The organism is Streptomyces sp. CNX435 (assembly GCF_059570575.1).
In genome coordinates this window covers 276,605-298,113 of record NZ_JCANTA010000001.1, presented here as the reverse complement: position 1 = coordinate 298,113, position 21,509 = coordinate 276,605, and the positions used below count along the sequence as shown (strand labels likewise).

The 21,509-nt window shown below is 71.5% G+C and carries 17 protein-coding genes and 1 pseudogene; 6 read left to right on the top strand and 12 right to left on the bottom strand.

What is annotated here, in order from left to right:
• Positions 1-110 precede the first annotated feature (110 nt).
• Entirely contained in the window at positions 111-1,250 is a 1,140-nt protein-coding gene (locus T328_RS01195; protein WP_496494293.1) for an abortive phage infection protein, read from the bottom strand.
• A gap of 327 nt (positions 1,251-1,577) precedes the next feature.
• On the opposite strand from T328_RS01195, the gene T328_RS01190 reads away from it, so the two are divergent.
• A complete protein-coding gene (locus T328_RS01190; RefSeq protein ID WP_496493889.1) occupies positions 1,578-3,848 on the top strand; it encodes a WD40 repeat domain-containing protein in 2,271 nt (756 codons plus the stop codon).
• A 49-nt stretch (positions 3,849-3,897) separates the two neighbouring features.
• Here the strand turns inward: T328_RS01190 and T328_RS01185 are convergent, their stop codons facing one another.
• The 4 genes and pseudogenes from T328_RS01185 to T328_RS01170 form a co-directional block, all read right to left on the bottom strand.
• Positions 3,898-4,089: a DUF397 domain-containing protein gene (locus T328_RS01185; RefSeq protein WP_496493888.1), complete on the bottom strand. Its 192-nt coding sequence runs from the start codon at positions 4,087-4,089 to the stop codon at positions 3,898-3,900.
• Positions 4,086-4,934, bottom strand: a complete 849-nt coding sequence (locus tag T328_RS01180) for a helix-turn-helix domain-containing protein (protein WP_496493887.1) — start codon at positions 4,932-4,934, stop codon at positions 4,086-4,088. Before T328_RS01180 ends, T328_RS01185 begins: the two co-directional genes overlap by 4 nt.
• Positions 4,935-5,092: 158 nt before the next feature.
• Positions 5,093-5,518 (bottom strand): sensor histidine kinase, encoded by a 426-nt coding sequence (locus tag T328_RS01175; protein ID WP_496493886.1) that lies wholly within the window; start codon positions 5,516-5,518, stop codon positions 5,093-5,095.
• Between the two features lie 106 nt (positions 5,519-5,624).
• Positions 5,625-5,897, bottom strand: a pseudogene (locus T328_RS01170) (response regulator); the annotation flags it as partial.
• 269 nt (positions 5,898-6,166) lie between these two features.
• Here T328_RS01170 and T328_RS01165 point away from each other — a divergent pair.
• Both T328_RS01165 and T328_RS01160 read left to right on the top strand, forming a co-directional pair.
• On the top strand, positions 6,167-6,646 hold the full coding sequence (locus tag T328_RS01165) for a hypothetical protein (RefSeq protein ID WP_496493885.1): 480 nt from the start codon (positions 6,167-6,169) through the stop codon (positions 6,644-6,646).
• Positions 6,647-6,786: 140 nt separating this feature from the next.
• Positions 6,787-7,002, top strand: a complete 216-nt coding sequence (locus T328_RS01160; protein WP_496493884.1) for a hypothetical protein — start codon at positions 6,787-6,789, stop codon at positions 7,000-7,002.
• A gap of 71 nt (positions 7,003-7,073) precedes the next feature.
• On the opposite strand, the gene T328_RS01155 is transcribed toward T328_RS01160, so the two are convergent.
• The 7 genes from T328_RS01155 to T328_RS01125 form a co-directional block, all read right to left on the bottom strand.
• Entirely contained in the window at positions 7,074-8,084 is a 1,011-nt protein-coding gene (locus tag T328_RS01155) for an alpha/beta hydrolase (RefSeq protein ID WP_496493883.1), read from the bottom strand.
• Between the two features lie 162 nt (positions 8,085-8,246).
• On the bottom strand, positions 8,247-10,661 hold the full coding sequence (locus T328_RS01150) for a glycoside hydrolase family 43 protein (RefSeq protein WP_496493882.1): 2,415 nt from the start codon (positions 10,659-10,661) through the stop codon (positions 8,247-8,249).
• Entirely contained in the window at positions 10,658-12,127 is a 1,470-nt protein-coding gene (locus T328_RS01145) for a sulfatase family protein (protein ID WP_496493881.1), read from the bottom strand. Before T328_RS01145 ends, T328_RS01150 begins: the two co-directional genes overlap by 4 nt.
• Positions 12,124-13,113 carry an aliphatic sulfonate ABC transporter substrate-binding protein gene (locus tag T328_RS01140; RefSeq protein ID WP_496493880.1) on the bottom strand — a complete coding sequence of 330 codons (990 nt, stop codon included), beginning with the start codon at positions 13,111-13,113 and terminating at the stop codon, positions 12,124-12,126. Before T328_RS01140 ends, T328_RS01145 begins: the two co-directional genes overlap by 4 nt.
• Before the next feature lie 68 nt (positions 13,114-13,181).
• Positions 13,182-13,964 carry an ABC transporter ATP-binding protein gene (locus tag T328_RS01135; protein WP_496493879.1) on the bottom strand — a complete coding sequence of 261 codons (783 nt, stop codon included), beginning with the start codon at positions 13,962-13,964 and terminating at the stop codon, positions 13,182-13,184.
• Positions 13,961-14,776: an ABC transporter permease gene (locus T328_RS01130; protein ID WP_496493878.1), complete on the bottom strand. Its 816-nt coding sequence runs from the start codon at positions 14,774-14,776 to the stop codon at positions 13,961-13,963. Before T328_RS01130 ends, T328_RS01135 begins: the two co-directional genes overlap by 4 nt.
• A gap of 34 nt (positions 14,777-14,810) precedes the next feature.
• Complete coding sequence (locus T328_RS01125; RefSeq protein WP_496493877.1) at positions 14,811-16,013, bottom strand: ROK family transcriptional regulator; 1,203 nt, start codon at positions 16,011-16,013, stop codon at positions 14,811-14,813.
• Positions 16,014-16,267: 254 nt separating this feature from the next.
• On the opposite strand from T328_RS01125, the gene T328_RS01120 reads away from it, so the two are divergent.
• The 3 genes from T328_RS01120 (at position 16,268) to katG (ending at position 21,429) form a co-directional block, all read left to right on the top strand.
• Positions 16,268-17,626 (top strand): family 43 glycosylhydrolase, encoded by a 1,359-nt coding sequence (locus tag T328_RS01120; protein ID WP_496493876.1) that lies wholly within the window; start codon positions 16,268-16,270, stop codon positions 17,624-17,626.
• A gap of 131 nt (positions 17,627-17,757) precedes the next feature.
• Positions 17,758-18,843, top strand: a complete 1,086-nt coding sequence (gene corA, locus T328_RS01115) for a magnesium/cobalt transporter CorA (protein WP_496494292.1) — start codon at positions 17,758-17,760, stop codon at positions 18,841-18,843.
• Between the two features lie 354 nt (positions 18,844-19,197).
• Complete coding sequence (katG, locus tag T328_RS01110) at positions 19,198-21,429, top strand: catalase/peroxidase HPI (RefSeq protein ID WP_496493875.1); 2,232 nt, start codon at positions 19,198-19,200, stop codon at positions 21,427-21,429.
• The last annotated feature ends 80 nt before the right edge of the window (positions 21,430-21,509 follow it).

The window sequence follows — 21,509 nt, the reverse complement described above, 5'->3', positions numbered from 1 at the left end:
CGTCCCGTACGGTCCCGAACCGTCCGGGACTCCGCAGCCCGTCCGGGCCGTCCGGGCGTAGAGGGTAGACGCCGCGCCCGGGGAGGTCACCCCGGGCGCGACGTCTTCGGCTACGGTCGCGCGGCGCGGCCGGCGCGGGCGTAGCGGGAGGCGAGCGCGTGGTACGCCTCCTTGGGCTCCCAGTGCCAGGGCGAGTCCGGGTCGCCGGGGGTGTCCTGGATCGACTTGACCAGGGCGTAGCTGACCATGTCGAGGTCGTGGACCGGGTCCCCGGGCCAGTGCCACGTCTCCGGGGTGACGAACTCGAAGGCGTGGGCGGAGTGCAGGCCCATCGACTCGATGACGTCGTACACGTCCGTGACGTATTCCGCCTGCGTGCGTTCGCTGCGCACCAGCGGCTCCTTCAGCTCCGGCGGGTACTTGTTGTAGTCGACCTTGAACCAGCCCATGTCGCTGTCCGAAGGGGCGCCCTCGTAGGTGCAGCAGCCGAATTCGGCGATCGACACCGGCTTGCCGAAGCGCTGGTAGGTGCGCAGTTCGCGGACGTAGTCCGCGGGGCGCGGGTGGTACGAGTAGTAGTCGATGCCGACGATGTCGAACAGGCCCCAGTCGACCTCGTCGTCCTGGGCGGCGGCGTAGCTGAGCTGCCCGCCGAAGACGGACCTGCCGACGGCGGCGGCGCGGGCGGTGAACTCATCGAGCTTGCGCTGCATCTCCACCGGGTCGTAGTTGCCGCTGAGGATGTTCTCGATCCGCTCCAGCGCGTTGTCGCCGGGGACGATGCCGGGGACGAAGAGGTAGAACTCGCAGCCGACGCTCAGCTCCACCCCGGCGCCCTGGCGGCGCAGTCCCTCCGCGTGCCGGCCGACCTCCGCGAGGTGGTCGAGGATCTCCCGCGGCGGGCGGTCGGCGAGGGTGGGCTCGGCGCGTACGTACAGGCCGCGTTCGGCGGCCTCCTCGGCGGTGGCCGTGAGCCGCCGCACGCCGTCGCCGGTGACCTTCACGGCGTTGGCGTGCAGCTCGCCGCCGATGGCGCGGATGTCGTGCCGCATCCGGGCGGCGCTCCACTTGGTCGCGGGGGTCTCGCCGGCGCCGATGGTGTAACACACGCTCCGATACCGCACCCCGCGCCCGCCGCCCGTCGTCCGCGCCGGCTCCGACGCCCCGCCGCTGTTGGCGGCGGCCACCGACCCGACCGCGGCGGCGGCGCCCAGCCCCGCCGCCCCGGCCAGGAACCGCTTCCGGCTCAACCCCCGTGCCTGCACTCCACGCTCCTGCACCTGCGCCTCCCGTGACACTCCGAGCACCCGGCCCGGCCGGGCCGTTCCCAGCACATTAACAGAGCATGCGCTCTATTAATGATGGAAGTCGGGCACCTCGGCAGGTCGCCGGCGGCCGGGCTCGGGTGATGCCGGTGACGGCCCTCGGCGCTCGCCCTCAACCCTCAGGTACGCATGGCCGTATGCTTCGGCGGCGACGTCGCGGTGTTCACCCGGTTCCCCGGAGGGGCACGGGGGTGAAGGGACTGCGGCCGGCCGGCTTCGGACATCGTCGGACCACACAGCAAGGACCTCGTGTTGATCTCCGATCCGTCTGTGCTCACCGAGGTGGCGGCAAGGCTCTGGCGGAACGGTCTGCCGGCCGCGGAGGAAGACCTGGCGCGCGCCGGTGGTTCTGCAGCTGATGCGTTGCGCCGTGCGCTGGCCCGGGCGGCGCACCTGCTGGCTCGTGCCGAGTCCGAAAGGGAGTTGCGCGATGCGTTGGTACTTCGGTTGACCGGCGTACCGGAGCTGCGGTTGATGGTGGAGTCCTTTCGCGCGTCGTTGCGCGGTCCTGCCGTGAGAAGCAGATGGCCGATGTCGGATCAGCCCGCCCCTGGCCTGGCCCGGGTCCTCGACGGTCGAGAAGGCGACGCCTCCTGGTGCGCCTGGTCGCCGGACGGCCACTGGCTGGTGTCGATCGGCAACGGGTTCGGCGCTGATGGGCGGCGCAATGCGGTTCGGCTTTGGCACGCCGGTACTTGGCTGCCCGGGCCGACCTTCGATCACGGTGCCGACGTGCCGAACTGGATACGCGACTGTGTCCTGCCATCGTCGGGAGCATGGCTGGCCACCTACGCGGCCGACACGGTGTGGATATGGGACGTGGACTCAGGCGACCTGTGCGGAATGTTCGAAGGGCGGTTGGTGGCGGCGGACCCGGACGGCGCCTGGCTGGCGATCGATGAATCACACACGACGGCGGGACGACGCCGGATCAAGGTCTACCGGATGCCGGATGGGCGGCTGTCCGGCGAACTGGACACGGGGCGCGGCGATGAGCCAGTGGCGATGGCCCCGGACGGAACGTGGCTGGCGATCGGCTGTCCCGCCAAGCCGATCACGACCGGGCAGCTGGCGCATGTCGGGCTCTACCGGATGCCCGATGGCCGGCGTCTCGACACCTTTCCCTGGCATCCCGTCACAGAGGCGCGGGCCGCAAGGGGACCGGCCGCCTCCCGGGTGGTCACCGTGGACGACGGGCGGCTCCGGATCCGTGAGCTGCCCGAGGGCCGGGTCGTGCACGAATTCCACGCCGACGGCTACGGCGCCGGGAGGCTGGTGCTGGCGCCGGACGCTTCGTGGCTGGCCGCCGAGATCGGCCCGCGTCAGAGCCGTACCCGGGTCTGGGACACCGCGACGGGTGAGGTTCGTGAAACCTTCGCGTGCGGGTTGGGACACGTGCACACGGTCACTCCGGACGGTTCGTGGATCGCCGCCACGCTGGAAGAGAGGCGCACGGTGCTCCTGGACACCACCGGCGGCCGGTCCCGCCCCCTCACGCTTGGCGAGCACAGTTCGATGGTGACGTCGTATGCGATCTCGCCGGACAGCGCGAGGCTGGCCGCCGGCTGCGGGGACGGCACCATCTGGCTCTGGGACCTGAACGCAGGCGTCGCCGAGCAGCGGCCCGACCCGCGCCAGGTGCCGTTGTCGTCCTGCGCGGCAGCACCCGACGGATCCTGGCTCGCGACGGCAGACGACGACTGGCGGGAGGGCCGGATCGCGATCTGGGATGTCACCACCGGTCAACAACGCTGTGCCTTTGGTTCCGGTCGATACAGCTCGTGCGTCGCGGCCCCGGACGGCACCTGGCTGGCGACCGCCCGCAGCGACGCCGTGCTGATCTGGGAAGTGGCCACCGGCCGGTTGCTGCACCACATCGAATGCCCGGTCCGCCCCGGGCACGTACTGAGAAGCGCGGCCACGAACTACGTCATCGACCTCGCCGTCGCACCCGACGGCACCTGGCTGGCCGCGGCCTGCGAAGACGGGACCGTACGCCTTCTGGACGTGGCCACCGGACAGACCCGGGACATCCTCGACCACCCCGCCATCACGGGCCGGATGCTGAGATGCGTCGTCGCCCCGGACGCGAGCTGGCTTGCCTACAGCGGCCCGGACGGAACTGTCGTCCACGATCTGCCCAGCGGCACGAACCGGAAGATCGATCGCTCCAGCCGCCTGCTCGACGTCTCCCCCGACGGGTCTCTGTTCGCCAGCGAGCAAGGGTTCGACATCCGGGTCTGGGCCGCGGCCACCGGCGAGACGCTCCACGTCCTGCGCGGCCACAGCCACTTCGTGAACGCCTGCCGGTGGTCACCCGACGGCAGTCGTCTGGCCTCGGTCGGCGACCACACGGCACGCATCTGGGCCGCCGCCGGCGGTGAGATCGAGACGACGGTCCGCTTCTACGCGGACCCGAACGAAGGCAAGAACGCGATGGACTGTTGCTGGCTGCCCGACGGGCGAACTCTGGCCGTGACCGGCAGACAGGGCCTGCACATGTTCGACCTGACGAGCCGGTAGCCCCGGGCCGTCCGCGCGGCCGGGGACGGCCGCACGGGCGCGGGTTGTGTCAGAGTTCGACGGCCTTGGCGAAGGCGACGAAGTCGGCCCAGGCCGCGGGGGTGACGGAGAGCTGACCGCCCTCCCGGTCCTTGGTGTCACGGACGTGGACAACCTGCGGAGTGACGGCGACCTCGATGCAGTTGTCGCCGTCGCTCCCGCTGTAGCTGCTCTTGAACCACTCCGGTCCGATCCTGCTCATAGGTCTCCTCGCATCTGCTCCAGCAGTTCCACCGTAGCCTCGTGGCTGAGGGCCTGGGAACTGAGCTTCCGGTAGCGCTGTTGCAGAATACCCACGTTGGCCAGATCGCTGATCAAGATGCTCGACCGCTGACCCTCGGAGTAGCCAAGCCACTTGTGGTCGACAGTCTCGGCGAGGTAAAGGGAGCCGTCTACCCCGGCGTGGTTTGCCATGCGCAGCGGCATCACCTGGATCTCGACGTTGCGCCGTTCGCCCATCGCCATGAGGTGGTCGATCAGGGCGCGTGCGACCTTTACGCCGCCCAGCTGCCGCTCCAGCAGCGCCTGTTCGATGATGAAGCCGAAGAAAGTGTACGGCCGCTGATCGAGGACCGCCTGCCGCTCCAGACGTGCCGCGACCTGACGCTCGATCTGCTCCTCGGTCAGCGGCGGCGGCACGGCCTCGAACACAGCGCGGATGTACGGCTCGGGCTGCAACAGCCCCGGAACCGTTCGGCACTCGTACGCGTACAGGGTGACCACCTCCTCCTCGATCGAAGCCCAGTGCTGGAACCTGGACGCCAGGCCCGCCTTCCTCGTCAGGCTCCTGCGCGCCGCCTTCAGCAACCTCGCGGCCAACTCCCCCAGAGCCTCCTCCGACAGCGTGACGAGCTGCTGCGACGGAAACCGCCGTCCCTGCTCCACCCCCGCGATGGTCTCCGCGGAGTACCCCAGCTGCTCCGCCAGCTGCTCCTGCGTCAGCCCCGCCTCCTCCCGCAGCACCTTCAGCACCGCCCCGAACGTCTTCAGGGAGTCCGACACCTCCGGCTCGCTCCCGTACACCCCGCCGCTGCCCGCGTTCCCCATGCCCGGCCACCTCTCTCACGCACCACTGCCGGATCTCCAATCCCGTCATGATTACGGACAGTTACCTTCTATGTCCAGTCCGTAACCAGCCCAACCGGAAGCTGGGCGGGTGGTGGGCGGGTTCGACGCGCGCCGAACTTCAGGACGACACGAGCACGTCACGCGTCGGCGGACGCGCTCCGCCCCGGCCCGGCGGCGGGGAGCCGGCTGACGGCGTGCGCACCGTGCGGCGGGTCGGTGAAGCGCAGCGTGCCGCCGTGGTGGTCCGCGATCTCGCGGGCGATGGCCAGGCCGAGACCGGCTCCGCCGGACTTGCGGGCACGCGCGTCCTCCAGCCTGCTGAACCGCTCGAAGACCCGCTCCCGGTCGGCGGCCGGTATCCCGGGGCCGTCGTCGCGTACGTCGATCCGCACCGTCTCGACGCCGTCGTGCCGCTCGGCGCGGATGGCCACCTCGACGTCCTTGTCGGCGTAGCGGCAGGCGTTGCTCAGCACGTTGCGCAGCATCCGCTCCAGCTGGAGGCCGCTGCCCGCCACCCACGCCGGCGGCCCCGGGGCGTCGAGGCGGACCTCCAGCGGGTGCACACGGCGCAGATGGCGGTGCTCCTCGACCAGGTCGTGGACGAGGTCGGTGAGGTTGACAGGGTCGCGCGGGAGGGGGGGCGGTGCCGTCGAGGCGGGCCAGCAGGAGCAGGTCCTCGGCCTCGTCGTACTCGCCGTTCTTGGCCGTCAGCATCAGGATCGGGGGGTCGATGCCGTCGGCCCGCAGCCGGGCGCACACGCGGTAGCCGTTCAGCCCGGAGAGCATGATGTCGAGCACGATCGCCTGGTACGGGTACTCCCGCGCCAGGTACAGGCCGGTGTGGCCGTCGTGGGCCACGTCCACCGCGTAACCGGCCGCCTCCAGGCCCCGTTTGAGGGACGCGGCGAGCCCTTCCTCGTCGTCGACCACCAGTAGCCGCATGCTGCTCCTCGCTCCGCTGGGCTGGGTCGCGTACCTGACCTACGTCGGGATGCGCAGGGAAGGCCCCCTCGGCTACTTCCACGTCCAGGCGGCCTGGGGCAACCACGTCGGCCGTCGCCGTGGGCGGGTGGCGGGCGGGTCCGTCCCCCGCAGCGCCACGGCGAGGGCGTCAGGCCAACGCGTAAGCTCCGACACCGTCGGAGCGAACCGGTACGCGCCCCTCATTCGGGTGATGGCGGATCCTGGAGTTTCGAAGTAGTTTGCAAGTCATGGCAAGCGAAAGCACTGCGGTGAACTTCTCCGAGCTGGTGAACAAGAACAAGCAGACGCTCGCCCGGCTCAAGGTGTCATCACGGCTGGTGCTGCACCGCAGGGACGGGGAGGATTTGGTCCTCACCACCGCGGCACGCGCTGAGCAGGATCAGACCGTCGTATCGGCTGCCACGCGGATGCTGGCGGCGATGGCACGCCGGGAGCCGGGAAGCATGGAACTGCTCCTCGACATACTTCCCGACGCCTTCCCCTGGGTTCGTTTCCTGCCTGAGCCCGATCTCCACTCCTTCGCCATCGAGTTGGTCGACACCATGCGTGCCGCCGATTCACTCGGCAACAGCGCGTCTGTCGCGCAGATGCTCGTCGCCTGGCAGCACACCGCGGAGGTCTACTCCGACCCTGCGCTGCTTGCCGCACTGACCAGGGACCACAGTGAGGACTACGGTCCGGTGGCCGACCCGCGGGACGTCGCGTGACTGGGGGCCGCGGCGACCGGGCCGCGCCTCCTGCGCCGGAGGGCCACTGGGAAGTCCGCTTCGCGGACGCGGCCTCGGCCAAGGGTTGGGAATGCTTAGCCCAACAGGCCCGAGAGAACACCTACCGGGCCTGGAGCACCATGCGCACCACCCCCGGACCGGCCACCGAGACACCCCGGCACCACCGGCTCAAGGGCGGTCTGGCGCATGGCACCTATCGCGGGCGGACCTGCGAGCAGTGGCAGATCGAAGTGACCGGCGGCGGTCGCATCTGGTATCTCCTGGATACCGCCCGAGAGACCTGCTGGATCACCTTCGCAGGCACAGGGCATCCGCGAGCCACGGACCGTAGCTGAGCCGATGACAACGGCAAGGGACCCCCGGCGGCCCGCTCCCGGCCGCCGGGGGCCCGTCAGGGGCCCGCGCGTCAGCTCACCTTCAGCGCTCCGATCAGCATCGGCAGCGAGGCGTGCAACTCCCGCTCCCAGTACTCCCAGCGGTGGGTGCCCGGGCCGTAGAGGTTGGTAATCACCTTCCTGGCGCCGACCCGCTTCAGCTCCGCGGCCAACGCCTGGTTCTGCCGGTTGAAGTCCGCCTCCAGGGCGTCCGTGGCGCCCGGCGGGTCGAGGGGCCCCGCGGTGCCGTCGCCGCAGGAGAGGTAGACCGGCGTGGACTTGAGCTGCTTCGCCAGGTAATACGGGTCGTGGGCCTGCCAGATGGCGCGCTGGTCGACCGGGTCGCCCCAGACGCGGCGGGGGTCGTCGCCCTGGCCCGCGAAGAAGCCCATGATGCGGTCGACCGACTCGTCGTTGAGCAGCGGGTGCGCGGCGCCGGAGTAGGCGGCGGCGGCCTTGAACATGCCGCGGTGGCGGGCGGCGTACATCAGCGCGCCCTGGCCGCCCATCGACAGGCCCGCGACCACGCGGTTGGTGCTGGCGCCCCAGTCGCTCTCCAGCAGCCGGCGCAGCTCGTCGGTGTGGAAGGTCTCCCATGCCGGGTCGCCGCCCTCGCCGAAGTTCCACCAGTCGCTGTACCAGCCGTTCCAGCCCGCCTCCGGCATGACGACGAGGACGTCGCGCAGGCTGTCGGTGTCCTCGACATCGGTCTCGGAGGTCCAGGAGGTGTAGTCGCCGCAGCAGCCGTGCAGCAGCCAGAAGGTCGGCCAGTCCTGCGCGGGGTCGTCCGGGTCCCAGCCGTCGGGGGTGAGCAGGCGTACGGGGACGGTGCGGCCGCCGAGGGCGGGGGAACGTACCGACAAGTCGACCAGGCGGTCTCCGACTTGCGTGACGCCGACGACCTCGGCGTCACCCCGAGGGCTGCCCGCCGCGGCCCGCTCCGGTGCCGCCGCGGCCAGCGTCGGGGCGGCGGGGACGAGGGCGAGCAACAGCGCGGAGAGGACGAGCAGCACGCGGTTTCTCACGGTCGGGACGGGTGCCATGGCGGCTCCTTGGAGGGGGACGCTGGACGTACGGGGGCATACGGGGACGTACGAGGCGGCCCCGCCGGCACCTGGGGTGCCGGCGGGGCCGGTGGACCAGCCTCAGCCACGGTGGGCGTGATCGAGACCGCCGTCAAGACGCCGGGGGCAAGTACCCCGCCGTCAGCGGGTCCGGTGGGTGCGTACGTAGTCGAACCGCGCCTCCGCTCCCTCCTTGTTCATCGACACCAGCCCGATCTGCAGCCGCTCGTCCCCGGGCAGCGTCCACACGCCGTTATGGACCCACGTCCGGCCGTCGCGGCTGGTGGCCGCGCGCACCTCGTGCTCGCCGTTGCCGCCGTCGTGGTGGTACGACAGCCGCAGCCACATCGTGTCGGCGGTGGGGCCGCCGAACATGGGCGCGTTGGCGACGGGGGTCGGCGGCGAGGTGGTGGGGCGTTCGCCCTCCTTCCCGAACTCGCTGACGTCGAGGAGCGTGCCGCCGCCGCGGTTCAGCGGCAGCGCGGAGTGAGTCATCTTGAAGTACTTGTCGTCGTTCGCGTAGAGGAGCAGCCCGGCCTGCTGGTTGGGCTGGTCGGGGTCGAAGCCGACCTTGGTGGTGACGGTGTAGTCGCCCTCGGGTGCGTCGCGCAGCAGCACGGAGGCGTTGTTGCTGTCGAGGTGCAGCTCGCCGTTCTGGGTGGGCCATACGAGGTCACCTCCGCCGCCGTCGGTGGTCACGCCGGGCGCCGGGCCGCGCAGCCACCGCCAGGGCGAGCCGGGCTCGGTGCCGGGCACGGCGGCGGAGCTGAACTCGTCGCTGTGGCCGGGCAGCGGCAGGCCCGTGGCCGGCTCGGGTACGCGCTCGGTGACCGGCTCGTAGAGCCGCGCCGCGCCCACGTTGTCGGCCGCCGCGCCGCCGCCGCGGGCGGCGGTGCCGACGGCGCCGGGGCCGGTGGCGTCAGCGGGCAGCCGCCGCTCCTGGGCGGCGACGGCGTCGCGCAGCCGGTCGCCGCTGACCTCGACGGTCATGCGTCCGCCGCGCACCTCGGCGGTGACGTTGTGCCAGGTGTCCCAGTCGTACGTCCCGGGGAGCGGCGTGACCTGCTCGCCCCGGCTGCGGCCGGCCACGACGACGTCGGTGACCAGCGCGCCGCGCTCGCGGTCGAGCCAGGCGGTGGTGTGGTTGCGCGGGTCGCGGTAGGCGACGGTCAGGCCCGCCGCCCCCTCGGCCGAGGCCACCCGCAGGTCGGCCTCGGCGCGCAGGTCGCGCGGCGCGGTCTCGTCGGTGACGAGGAACGCCGGGTCGGCGCCGCCGCCCTCGTGGGTCGCGTACGGGCCGGAGTCGGCGTCGTCCGCGAGCGACCAGCCGCCGGTGCCCGCGCCGTCGGCGCGCCAGCCGTCGAGCGAGCCGCCGGCGAAGGTGCCGCCGGCGTCCCAGTCGGTGACGGGGGCGCGCTGCGGGCCCTCGGAGGGGCCGGCGCCGGCGCGGACGACGGGCCAGCCGTCGATCCAGTCGAGCCGGTCCATGAGCATGGGGCGCCGGGTGAGCTGGCGGTCGGGCAGGTCCGGGAAGCGGTCGAGGTCGGGGTTGTCGGCGGGGATGCCGTGGTAGACGAGCCAGTCCTGGCCGGCGAGGTCGGTGGCCAGCCCGTTGTGGCCGGGGCCGATCCAGCGGTTGCCGTTGGCGCCGAGGACGATGGCGCCCTTGCTGGTGGGCGCCATGAGGTCGACGCCCTCGTCGTCGCGGAACGGGCCGGTGGGGCTGGTGGAGCGGCCGGCCTTGACCTGGTAGCCGCTGTACGCGCCGTCGCAGCAGCCGGCGTCGGAGTAGAAGAGGTAGTAGTAGCCGTCGCGGCGGACGACGAACGCGCCCTCCATGCGGCGGCCCTGGGCGACCTGCGTCACCTCGCCGGTGATGCGGGTGCGCTCCGCGTTCATCTCGGCGACGCAGAGGATGTCGTAACTGCCCCAGTACAGGTACGTCTTGCCGTCCCGGTCGGTGAACTGCGCCTGGTCGATGCCGCCGGTGGGGCAGCCGCTGGGGGTGGGCAGCACGGGGCCGGTGTCGGTCCACGGGCCGGTCGGGGTGGGCGCGGTGGCGGCGCCGACGGTGTCACGGCCGGGGACGGAGTAGGAGAGGGTGTAGTGGCCGTCGTTGTAGCGGATGTCGGGGGCCCACAGCCGCGAGCCCTCGTGCCAGTCGGGCTGGGTGGCGGGGGTGAAGACCTCGCCGGCGTACTCCCAGTTCGCCAGGTCCGCGGAGCGCAGGATCGGGAGCATCCGCTCACTCTGCTCGCCGCCGGACTGGAAGACGGGGTTCATGGTGCCGTAGGAGTACCAGTAGCCGTCCTTGCCGCGGATCGTCACGGGGTCGGGGAAGGTGTCGACGACGCCTTCGGTGACCGGGTTGGCGTACGTCCCGGGGGCGGCCTCCGCGGCATCCGGGGCCCCCGCGGCCTCCGCGGCCTTCGCGGCCTTCGCGGCCTTCGCCGCCTTCTCGACCGGCTGCGACGCCGTCGCCGACGACAGCGGCAGCAGTCCCGCGAGGAGCGCGCACAGCAGCAGCGCGGTCCGTGTCCACGTCCGTCGTCTCATGCGGTGGTTCCTTCCGGTTCGAATGCGCTGAGGGTCGGGTCGTAGTCGAGGGTGCCGACGTCGTACATCGGCGTCATCCAGTGGTAGAAGTTGTCGCCGCGCTCGCGCAGCAGGTCGTACAGCCGGCGCAGCATCCGGCGGCGTACAGGCAGCAGTTCGGGGTGCGCGTAGCGGTTGGCCAGCTCGTGCGGGTCGGCGGCCAGGTCGTACAGCTCGTTGACCGACTCGGGGTTGACGACGAGCTTGTAGCGGTCGTCGCGGATCATGCGCTGCGGGTACGGGAAGTGGTGGCCGTGGAACTCCGCGAGCAGCTCGGCCGGCCATTCGGGATGCTCGCCGCGGACCAGCGGCAGCAGGCTGCGGCTGTCGACGGCGGGCGCGGTGTCGCAGCCGGCCAGCTCCAGGATGGTGGCGGTGCAGTCGGTCAGGGTCACGAACTCGTCCCGCACCTGCGGCGGGGCGCCGGGGACGCGGACGATGCCGGGGATGCGGTAGATGTCCTCGTACATGGCCGGGCCCTTGTCGTGCAGGCGGTGGGCGCCGGTGAACTCGCCGTGGTCGGCGGTGAAGAACACCGCGGTCTCGTCGGTGAGGCCGAGCTCGTCGAGGCGGGCCAGGATGCGGCCGATCTGCCGGTCGATGAGGGTGACGTAGCCCCAGTAGACGGCGATGAGCTTGCGGGTGACCTCGACGGGGATGGTGTCGAAGGTCCAGTGGGCGCTGTAGTTGCGCTGCACGGGCGGCTTGCCCTCGAAGGTCTCGGCGATCGACGGGGGCAGGTCGACGAGGTCGGGGTCGTACATGTCGTAGTACTCGTCGGGCAGCAGGTAGGGCAGGTGCGGGCCGAAGAAGTGGGTGGCGAGGAAGAAGGGCCGGCCGGTCGCGGCGTACGTCTCCAGCTGCTCGATGGCGCGGGTGGCGAGGTAGTGCTCGAAGGTGGCCTCGGCCGGCTGGTGGAGGCGGGCGGCGAGGAGGTTGCCGGGGTTGCCGTTGGGGGTGGTGCCGCGGATCGGCGCCGAGATCCGGTACGGCGGCAGCCCCCGCTCGGCGAGGTACGCGAGGTAGTCGGGGTGGTCGACGGGGTTGTGCCAGCCGGGCAGGTCGGGGCCGTCGAAGCCGTAGGAGGCGGCGTTGCGGTGGGTGCCGCCGTGCCACTTGCCGACCAGCCCGAGCTGGTAGTCGCGTTCGGCGAGCGCGCCGGGGAAGGTGAACGCGTCGTCCCGCAGGTCTTCCAGATAGCCGACGTTGCGCTCGTAGTTGGCGAGCAGCCGGTGCCGGAACGGCGCCTGGCCGGTCAGCAGGCTGGCCCGGGCCGGGGTGCAGATGGCGGTGGGGGTGTAGCACCGGTCGAAGCGGGTGCCGGTGGCGGCCAGCCGGTCGAGGTGGGGGGTGTCGACGTGCGGGTTGCCGTAACAGCCCAGGGTGTCGACCCGGTGCTGGTCGGTCATCAGGAAGAGCAGGTTCACTTGGCGGACGCCTTCGTGTAGAGGTCGCCGAGGTAGTACTCCGCCGGGTCGGGGGCCTCGTCGAGCTGGCCGGTGCCGACGAAGAACTCGGCGAGGTCGTTCAGCCAGCCGCCGACGGTGCCGTCCTCGGTCTTGGCGACGAGGTCCTTGGTGGCCAGGACCTCCTGGTTGGCGGCGTCGGCCTTGACCTTCTCCTCGTCCAGCTTGAGCATCGCGGCGGTGTCGGCGACGGACTCCTCGGGGTTCTCGAAGCGCCAGTCGTTGGCCTCCTGGAGGACGCCGATGACCTTGCCGGACAGCTCGGGGTCGACGTCGGTGCCGGCGACGAAGGCGGTGGGGAAGTAACTGTCCGGCATGTCCCGGGTGCTGGCGACCTCTTCGAGGTCGGGGACCTTGGCCTTGATCTCGTCGATCATCGGGTACCACAGGCCGGCGCCGTCGATCTGCCCGGAGGAGAATGCGGAGACGATGGTCGCGGGGTCCATCGGCACCTTCTCCACGTCGTCGATGGACATGCCCTCCTCCTGGAGGGCGAGGTTGAGTGCCATGTCGCCGGAGGTGCCCTCGGGGACGCCGACCTTCTTGCCCTTCAGGTCGGCGAGCGAGGTGATGCCGGGCTGGGCGATGACGCGGTCGGCGTAGCCGAGGGTGTTGACGGCGATGACGTCGGCCTTGCCGGAGGCGGGCAGCCACATGGCGCCGGGGCCGATGTAGCCGAAGTCGAGGTCGCCGGCGCCGAGGGCCTGGATCTGGATGGGGCCGTTGTTGAAGACGGAGACCTCGGCGTCGAGGCCGGCCTTCTTCCACAGGCCCTGCTTCTCGGCGATGGCCAGCAGGCTGGCGCCGTTGTAGTCGTTGATGTAGCCGAAGCGGACGGTCGAGCTGTCTGACCCGCCGCCGCCGTTGTCGTCGGAGCAGGCGGCGACCGGGAGTGATATCAGAGCTACCGTGAGTGAGAGGGCGATGCTACGTCGGGTCGCACGCATGGCGGAGGGTCCTTTCCGGTGTGCTGAAGTCTCGGGATGCGTAGAGGTGTGGGGGACGGGTTACGGGGTCAGGCGGCGGCCGGGGCGGTGCTCTGGTGGTAGACGGAGTGCCAGACCTCGTTGCGTATCCGGCCGAACTCGGGGGACAGCCGGATCTCCTCGGTGCGCGGATAGGGCAGATCGACGTCGATGATCCGGTGGATGCGCCCGGGGCGGGCGGCCATCACCACCACCCGGCTGGCCAGGTAGACCGCCTCGTCGACGTCGTGCGTGATGAACATGACGGTGCGCTTGTCCTGGCTCCAGGTGTCGAGGAGCTGGTCCTGCAGCTGCACCCGGGTCAGCGCGTCCAGCGCCCCGAACGGCTCGTCCATCAGCAGCACCCGGGGGTTGACCGCGTACGCGCGGGCGATGGCGCAGCGCTGCTTCATGCCGCCGGACAGCGTCTTGGGCAGCGCGTCGGCGAAGTCGGTGAGGCCGACCAGCTCGATGGCGCGGTCGGCCCGCCGCGCGCGCTCGTCCGCCGTCAGCCGGGCGAGCCTGAGCCCGAACTCGACGTTCTTCCGCACGGTCAGCCAGGGGAAGAGGGCGTACTGCTGGAAGATCACGCCGCGCTCCGGGCCCGGCCCGGTGACGGGGCCGCCGTCGACGAGGACGTCGCCCGAGGTGGGCTCGGCGAGCCCCGCGGCCATGTTGAGCAGGGTGCTCTTGCCGCATCCCGAGGGGCCGACGACGGTGACGAACTCGCGGTCGGCGATGTCGAGGGACACCCCGTCGAGGGCGGTGAAGTCGGTGCCCTTCATCGGGAAGGTCTTCACGACGTCCCGGAAGGAGATCTTTTTTTCGGTCATCCTCTGCGCTCCTGCCAGCCGGTGAGACGACGCTCGGCGAGCAGCAGCAGTCGGTCCATGAGCAGGCCGAGCACGCCGATGGTGATGAGTCCCACGAAGATCGTGTCGAGGTCGTAGTAGGTCTGGGCGTACTGCATGCGGAAGCCCAGGCCCTCCTGGGCGGCGATCAGCTCCGCGGCCACGACGGTGGCCCAGGCGGCGCCGAGTCCGATGCGCATGCCGACGAGGATGAACGGGGTCGACGCCGGGATGACGACCTTGAGGAAGATGACGCGGTCGGAGGCGCCGAGGACCCGGGCGGCGTTGATGAGGGTGCGGTCGACGTCGACCACGCCCTGGAAGGCGGCGACGACGCAGGACAGGAACGCCGCCAGGAAGATGACGAAGACCTTCGGCGTCTCGCCGATGCCCATCAGCACGATCGCCAGCGGGATGAGCGCCAGCGGCGGGATGGTGCGGAAGAACTGGACGTACGGCTCCAGCAGCCCGCGGGCCGTGGGGTACCAGCCCATGAGGAAGCCGACGGGGATGGCCAGCGCCGTGCCGAGTGCGAAGCCGGTGAAGACGCGGCGGAGGCTGGCGAGCAGGTCGTCGGCGAGGGTGCCGTCGGCGATCAGGTCGCCGGCCTTCTCGGCCACCGCGAGCGGCCCGGGCAGGCTCTCGAAGTTCAGCGCGGCCAGCACCGCCCAGACGGCCACGCCGAACGCGAGGGCGATGACGTTCAGTACGAGGGAGCGGACCTGGCCGCGCCGCTCGGTGCGGCGCGTGCGCGGCCGGGCGGCCTTCTTCTGGGGTGTGGTGATCACGGCCATACGCACCTCGTTCGTCTCACGCGTTGCACACGTTTCACGCGTCGTCCTCGGGATCGGCTTCTGCGGGGTAGTGGGAGAGCAGCGGGGATTCGTGCAGCACCAGCGCGATGGCGCCGAGCGCGCCGCCGGTGGCGCCGAGGGTGGCGGGGCGCAGCACCACGCGGTCGCGGGAGGCGGGCATGATGTGCGCGCCGAGTGCCTTCTCGACGGGGCCGGTGAGCGCCTCGCCGGTGCGGGCGAGTTCGCCGCCGATGACGATCACGCCGGGGCCGATCGCGTTGCAGACGGCGGCGAGCACGGTGCCGATGTGGGCGCCGGCCACGGCGAGGACCGCCCGGGCCGCGGCGTCGCCGGAGGACAGCGCGGCGTTGAAGGCGGCGAGGTCGTCCGCGCGCCCGCCGGCGGCGCGGTAGGCGTCGAGTACGGCGCCGACGGAGGCCACGGTCTCTAGACAGCCGGTGCCGCCGCACTCGCAGGGGGCGCCGGACGGTACGGCGGTGACGTGGCCGAGTTCGCCGGAGAGCCCGAAGGCGCCCCGGTGCAGCGAGCCGCCGACGACCAGGCCGCCGCCGACGCCGTGGGAGACCCGGAGGTAGAGCACGTCGGCGTCGTCGGCCGCGGCGCCCCAGGTGGCCTCGGCGAGCGCGGCGAGGCGGGTGTTGTTGTCCAGCAGTACGGGCACGCCGAAGCTCTTGCGCAGCAGTTCGGACGGGACGTCGAGGTGCCGGCCGGCCGCGGTGAGGTCCCCGGGCGCGCCGACGGGGCCGACGACGCCGACGCCGATGGCGTTGAGTGCGCCGAGGCGCAGCGCGCCGCCGGTGAGGGTGCCGACGAGCCGTTCGGCGAGCCGTACCCGCTCCTCCCAGGGGAGGTCGGGGGCGTGCTGTTCGCTGGCGGAGCCGACGATCTCGTGGGCGACGTTGACGGCGGCGACGTGCACGGCTCGGCGCGCGAAGTCGATGCCGAGGGCCTGCCCGGCGTCGGGGTTGAGGGACAGCTTCTCCACCGGCCGGCCGCGCCGCCGCTCCTCCGCCAGCGGCACGGCGGCGACGACGGCGCCGTTGGCGATCAGGTCACCGACGATGTCGTAGAGGGTGGTGCGGGACAGCCCGCAGCGGGTCCCGAGTTCGCCGCGGCTGAGCGGGCCGTGCTTGCGCAGCAGCGAGAGCACGAGTTCTTCGTGCTCGCGGCGGAGGCGGGAGAGGGGGCCTGCGGAGGGGTGCATGGCCGACAGCATGGGGACGCCTCGCCTTTTTCGTCAACAGGTCGGAAAAAAGAATCACAGAGCCGCAAGACTCCCGACACAAAACTCCGCTGCCGCCTGCCGCCCGATGGAGCCTGCGTGACCTGCGGCGATGTGCCGGGGTGCGGATCCGGCGGGGCGTGGGGCCGGGGCGGATTATTTTTCCGACCTGTTGACGAAAATCGACGGGCGTTCGCATGCTGTGCGCCAGGCCGCCCGCGTGCGGCACGACGAGGGAGGACGAGAAGATGACTCACTCAGCGAGCGGTTCGTCCATCGGCCGGCGTTCCCTGCTGGCCGGCGCCGGCTCCGTGGGAGCGGCGGCGGCGCTGGCCCCCGTACCGGCGTCCGCGACGGCTCCCGGAGCGGCGGCGGACGCGGCCGGGAGCGGCACGGGAGGACTGTTGGCCAACTGGCCCGAACCCGAGCCGTACGGGCTGGCCGACACCCGCGCCGACCTGTGGCCCCGCGAGGACAACTCCTTCGTGCTGCCGCTCCAGTTGCGCCCCCGCGACGAGGACCGCGGCGTGGTCTGGATACGGGACACCTACGTCAACTGCTTCGACGTCGACGGCAGTCCGCTGTACGTCGCCACCGGCACCAGCCGCGTCCCCGGACTGGAGACCGCGAGCCCGTGGAACGACGGGATCTTCGTCTGGACGGCCCGCTCCCTGCGCGGCCCGTGGCACCTGGCCGACACCACCGGCATCCGGCCGGACGCGGAGAAGGGCAAGGTGTGGTCGCCGGAGTTCGCTGGCGAGAACCGGCCCGGGCGCACGGTCGTCGCGCCGTGGCAGGAGTTCTGGCACGACGACATGTTCGGCAAGCGCGGCAACACCTGGGCGCCGGAGGTGCACTACTTCCGCGGTACCTGGTACATCGTCGCGTGCATGGGCGACCACTCGCGCCTGGTCGGCTCGTTCATGCTGGTGAGCGAGGGCGGCGTGGAGGGCCCGTACCGGCTGGTCGAGGGCAACGCCGACAAGCCCTTCGGCGACCCGCTCACCGGCGGCCCGTCGTTCATCGAGCCCGGCGCGTACCACCACATCGACGGCAGCCTCTACTCCGAGGGCGACGACGCCTGGCTGGTACTCCACAACGACCTGTACGCGAAGTTCCGCGACGACATGGAGGACATCGTCCCGGTGACGGACCTGCCGCGGTTCGGGCAGGAGCGCTACTCCCCCGAGCCGTATCTGGAGGGCGCGTACGTCTTCAAGCACGACGGAAAGTACTTCCTGCTGCACGCGGCGTGGGACCGGGCCAGCCTCGATCCGTACGGCAGCACGCGGCACGCGTACGACCCGGCGGGCACCGGCCGCGTGCAGTACCAGTACGACGCGGTGGTGGCGGTGGCCGACCGCTTCGAGGGCCCGTACTCCAGACGCTGGACCGCGGGCGTGGGCGCCGGCCACAACAACTTCTTCGCCGACGCGGACGGCGGGCTGTGGGCGACGTTCTTCCGCAACCCCAACTTCGGCTACTGGGCCGACCCGGCCCGCATCGCGGACGCCGCCGTCCCCGGCGTCGTACGCCTGGAGTGGACCGGCGGGAACAACGGGCGCATCTACGTCCAGCGCCGCCCGGGGCGCGCGACCGGGGACTGACCCCGCTCCCGCAGCTCCCCCGCACCCCCGCTCACCTCCTCCCCCGCGGGTGATCGCCGCCCGGGCGGCCCGGCGCGCGGCGGACCGGTGGCAGACTGGCCATCGGTCCGCCGAAGGAGCCCGCCGTGTCGATGATCAAAAACCTCCGCCACGTGGTGCGCAGGGCACCCGGGCGCACCGTGGACCTGAGCCACCCCGCCCGCTCGCCGCTCGGCAGCGCCGTGGTCAACTGCGTATCGTACCTCGACGGCGCGCGGCTGCAGCAGGGCAACTGCCCGGCCGCCGAGGCGCTGCAGCAGGTGCGCAGGCGCGGCGACGGGTTCGTGTGGATCGGGCTGCACGAGCCGGGCCAGGAGGAGTTCGCCGGCCTCGCCGACCTCTTCGGGCTGCATCCGCTGGCCGTCGAGGACGCCGTCCACGCGCACCAGCGGCCCAAGGTGGAGCAGTACGACGACACGCTGTTCGCGGTCTTCAAGACCGTCCGCTACGTCGAGCACGCGGAGCTGACCGCGACCAGCGAGGTGGTCGACACCGGCGAGCTGATGGTCTTCGCCGGCCCCGACTTCGTGATCACCGTGCGGCACGGGCCGCACGGCTCGCTGGGCCCGCTGCGCGAGACGCTGGAGTCGGCGCCGGAGCGGCTGGCGCAGGGGCCGGCGGCCGTGCTGCACGCGATCGCGGACCACGTCGTCGACGACTACCTCGCCGTGACCGACGCGGTGCAGCGGGACATCGACGACGTGGAGTCCGCCGTCTTCAGCGAGCACGCCCGCGGCGCCGACGCGGGCCGGATCTACCAGCTCAAGCGCGAGCTGCTGGAGCTGCGCCGGGCCGTCGCCCCGCTGGACCGGCCGCTGCAGCGGCTCGCCACCAGCCACATGCCGCACATCGCGCCGGGGATACGGGCCTACTTCCGGGACGTGGCCGACCACCTGCAGCGGATCACCGACCAGATCACGTCGTACGACGCGCTGCTGGACTCCATCCTGCAGGCGCACCTGGCGCAGGTGACCGTGGCGCAGAACGAGGACATGCGGAAGATCACGGCGTGGGCGGCGATCATCGCGATCCCGACCATGGTGTGCGGGGTGTACGGGATGAACTTCGACCACATGCCGGAGCTGCGCTGGACGTACGGCTACCCGGCGGTCCTCGCGGTCATCGTGACGGCCTGCTTCGTCGTCCACCGGGGCTTCCGCCGTAACGGCTGGCTCTGACGCCAAAGAACCACCCGGCGGACAGGTGTCCGAAAACCGCGGATTCCCACTGGTCCGATCCGATACGAAGTTGGCGCGCTTCTTGACTTAGAATCCGTCCACCGTAGGATCGGAGTCGGCGAAAGCCACAGGAAACAGGAAGACCTCGTACGGCAGGAGACGAAGACTCCGACATGCGCGTACGCCGCCGTTTCGAACCGCAAGGCTGCCCGGAGCCCGGTTCGAGGGTCGCGTCCGGGCGGAAACCGGCCATACCACGCCGGTCGCCCACGCCTGCCCCGGCACTTCCACACCTCCCTCGCCCCGCGGCCCCCGAGCACCGCACCCTCAACCGCATGGTCCGGAAGGATATTCATGGCCGACAAGCCTGATGCACACGTCACCGACACCAACCTGGAGGGGGCGGAAGGCTGCCCCGTCGCGCACGGCCGCGCGCCGCACCCGACCCAGGGCGGCGGCAACCGTCAGTGGTGGCCCGAGCGCCTGAACGTGAAGATCCTGGCCAAGAACCCGGCCGTCTCCAACCCCCTCGGCGAGGACTTCGACTACGCCGAGGCGTTCAAGACCCTGGACCTGGCCGCGGTCAAGCGGGACATCGCCGAGGCGCTGACGACCTCGCAGGACTGGTGGCCGGCGGACTTCGGCCACTACGGCCCGTTCATCATCCGGATGGCGTGGCACAGCGCCGGTACGTACCGCATCCACGACGGCCGCGGCGGCGCCGGCTCCGGCCAGCAGCGCTTCGCGCCGCTGAACAGCTGGCCGGACAACGGCAACCTCGACAAGGCCCGCCGGCTGCTGTGGCCGGTGAAGCAGAAGTACGGCCAGAGCCTGTCCTGGGCCGACCTGATGATCCTCTCCGGCAACGTCGCGCTGGAGTCGATGGGCTTCGCCACCTTCGGCTTCGCCGGCGGCCGTGCCGACGTGTGGGAGGCCGAGGAGGACGTCTACTGGGGCCCCGAGACCGAGTGGCTCGGCGACAACCGCTACAGCGGCGACCGCAACCTGGAAAGCCCGCTCGGCGCCGTGCAGATGGGCCTCATCTACGTCAACCCCGAGGGCCCCAACGGCAGTCCCGACCCGGTCGCCGCGGCCCGCGACATCCGCGAGACGTTCCGCCGGATGGCGATGAACGACGAGGAGACCGTCGCCCTGATCGCCGGCGGCCACACCTTCGGCAAGACCCACGGCAACGGCCCCGCCGACGCCGTCGGCCCCGACCCCGAGGGCGCCCCGATCGAGGCCATGGGCCTGGGCTGGGCCAACAGCCACGGCACCGGCAAGGGCGGTGACACGATCACCAGCGGCCTGGAGGGCATCTGGACCGACACCCCCACCGCCTGGGACAACAGCTTCTTCGAGATCCTCTTCGGCTACGAGTGGGAGCTGTTCCAGAGCCCCGCGGGCGCCAACCAGTGGCGGCCGAAGGACGGCGCCGGCGCGGACACCGTGCCCGACGCCCACGACTCCTCGAAGAGGCACGCCCCGACGATGCTCACGACGGACCTGGCGCTGCGCTTCGACCCGTCGTACGAGCAGATCTCGCGGCGCTTCAAGGACGACCCCGCCGCGTTCGCGGACGCGTTCGCCCGCGCCTGGTTCAAGCTGACCCACCGCGACATGGGCCCGAAGGTGCGCTACCTCGGCCCGGAGGTCCCGGACGAGACCCTGATCTGGCAGGACCCGGTGCCGGCGGTCGACCACGAACTGGTCGACGCGGCGGACGTCGCGGCGTTGAAGACCAGCCTGCTGGAGTCCGGGCTGTCGGTCTCCGACCTGGTCTCCACGGCGTGGGCGTCGGCCTCGACGTTCCGCGGCAGCGACAAGCGCGGCGGCGCCAACGGCGCGCGCATCCGCCTGCAGCCGCAGAGCGGCTGGGAGGTCAACGACCCCGACCGGCTCGCGGGCGTACTGGGCACGCTGGAGCGCGTCCAGGAGTCGTTCAACTCGGCGCAGTCCGGCGGCAAGCGGATCTCGCTGGCCGACCTGATCGTCCTCGGCGGCGTCGCGGGCGTCGAGAAGGCGGCCAGGGACGGCGGCGTCGAGGTCGACGTCCCGTTCACCCCGGGCCGTACGGACGCCACCCGGGAGCAGACGGACGCCGAGTCGTTCGCCGCGCTGGAGCCGGCCGCGGACGGGTTCCGCAACTACCTGGGCAAGGAAAACCGGCTCCCGGCCGAGTACCTGCTGCTCGACCGCGCGAACCTGCTCACCCTGAGCGCCCCGGAGCTGACGGTCCTCGTCGGCGGCCTGCGCGTCCTGGGCGCCAACTACCAGCAGTCCCCGCACGGCGCCCTCACCGAGGCCCCGGGCACGCTGACGAACGACTTCTTCGTCAACCTGCTCGCCCTGGGCACCACGTGGTCGTCCGCCAACGGCGACGGCCAGATCTTCGAGGGCCGGGACTCGGCCACCGGCGCAGTCACGTGGACCGGCACCCGCGCGGACCTGGTCTTCGGCTCGAACTCCGAGCTGCGCGCGCTGGCGGAGGTGTACGCGAGCGACGACGCGAAGGAGAAGTTCGTGCACGACTTCGTCGCGGCGTGGGACAAGGTCATGAACCTGGACCGCTTCGAGCTGAGCTGACCCCCGCCTGACCCTGCCGGGCCGGCCCCCGCGGAGGGGGCCGGCCCGGCGGCTTGTGCACGCCCCGGCGGCTTCCAGCA

Bases quoted from the DNA above. Each gene is read 5' to 3' on its own strand.
- T328_RS01120 (WP_496493876.1), top strand. From the start codon at position 16,268: ATGACTCACTCAGCGAGCGGTTCGTCCATCGGCCGGCGTTCCCTGCTG.
- T328_RS01155 (WP_496493883.1), bottom strand. From the start codon at position 8,084: ATGGCACCCGTCCCGACCGTGAGAAACCGCGTGCTGCTCGTCCTCTCC.
- T328_RS01185 (WP_496493888.1), bottom strand. From the start codon at position 4,089: ATGAGCAGGATCGGACCGGAGTGGTTCAAGAGCAGCTACAGCGGGAGC.
- T328_RS01130 (WP_496493878.1), bottom strand. From the start codon at position 14,776: ATGGCCGTGATCACCACACCCCAGAAGAAGGCCGCCCGGCCGCGCACG.
- T328_RS01165 (WP_496493885.1), top strand. From the start codon at position 6,167: ATGGCAAGCGAAAGCACTGCGGTGAACTTCTCCGAGCTGGTGAACAAG.
- corA (WP_496494292.1), top strand. From the start codon at position 17,758: ATGATCAAAAACCTCCGCCACGTGGTGCGCAGGGCACCCGGGCGCACC.
- T328_RS01160 (WP_496493884.1), top strand. From the start codon at position 6,787: ATGCGCACCACCCCCGGACCGGCCACCGAGACACCCCGGCACCACCGG.
- T328_RS01180 (WP_496493887.1), bottom strand. From the start codon at position 4,934: ATGGGGAACGCGGGCAGCGGCGGGGTGTACGGGAGCGAGCCGGAGGTG.
- T328_RS01125 (WP_496493877.1), bottom strand. From the start codon at position 16,013: ATGCTGTCGGCCATGCACCCCTCCGCAGGCCCCCTCTCCCGCCTCCGC.
- T328_RS01140 (WP_496493880.1), bottom strand. From the start codon at position 13,113: ATGCGTGCGACCCGACGTAGCATCGCCCTCTCACTCACGGTAGCTCTG.
- katG (WP_496493875.1), top strand. From the start codon at position 19,198: ATGGCCGACAAGCCTGATGCACACGTCACCGACACCAACCTGGAGGGG.
- T328_RS01135 (WP_496493879.1), bottom strand. From the start codon at position 13,964: ATGACCGAAAAAAAGATCTCCTTCCGGGACGTCGTGAAGACCTTCCCG.
- T328_RS01150 (WP_496493882.1), bottom strand. From the start codon at position 10,661: ATGAGACGACGGACGTGGACACGGACCGCGCTGCTGCTGTGCGCGCTC.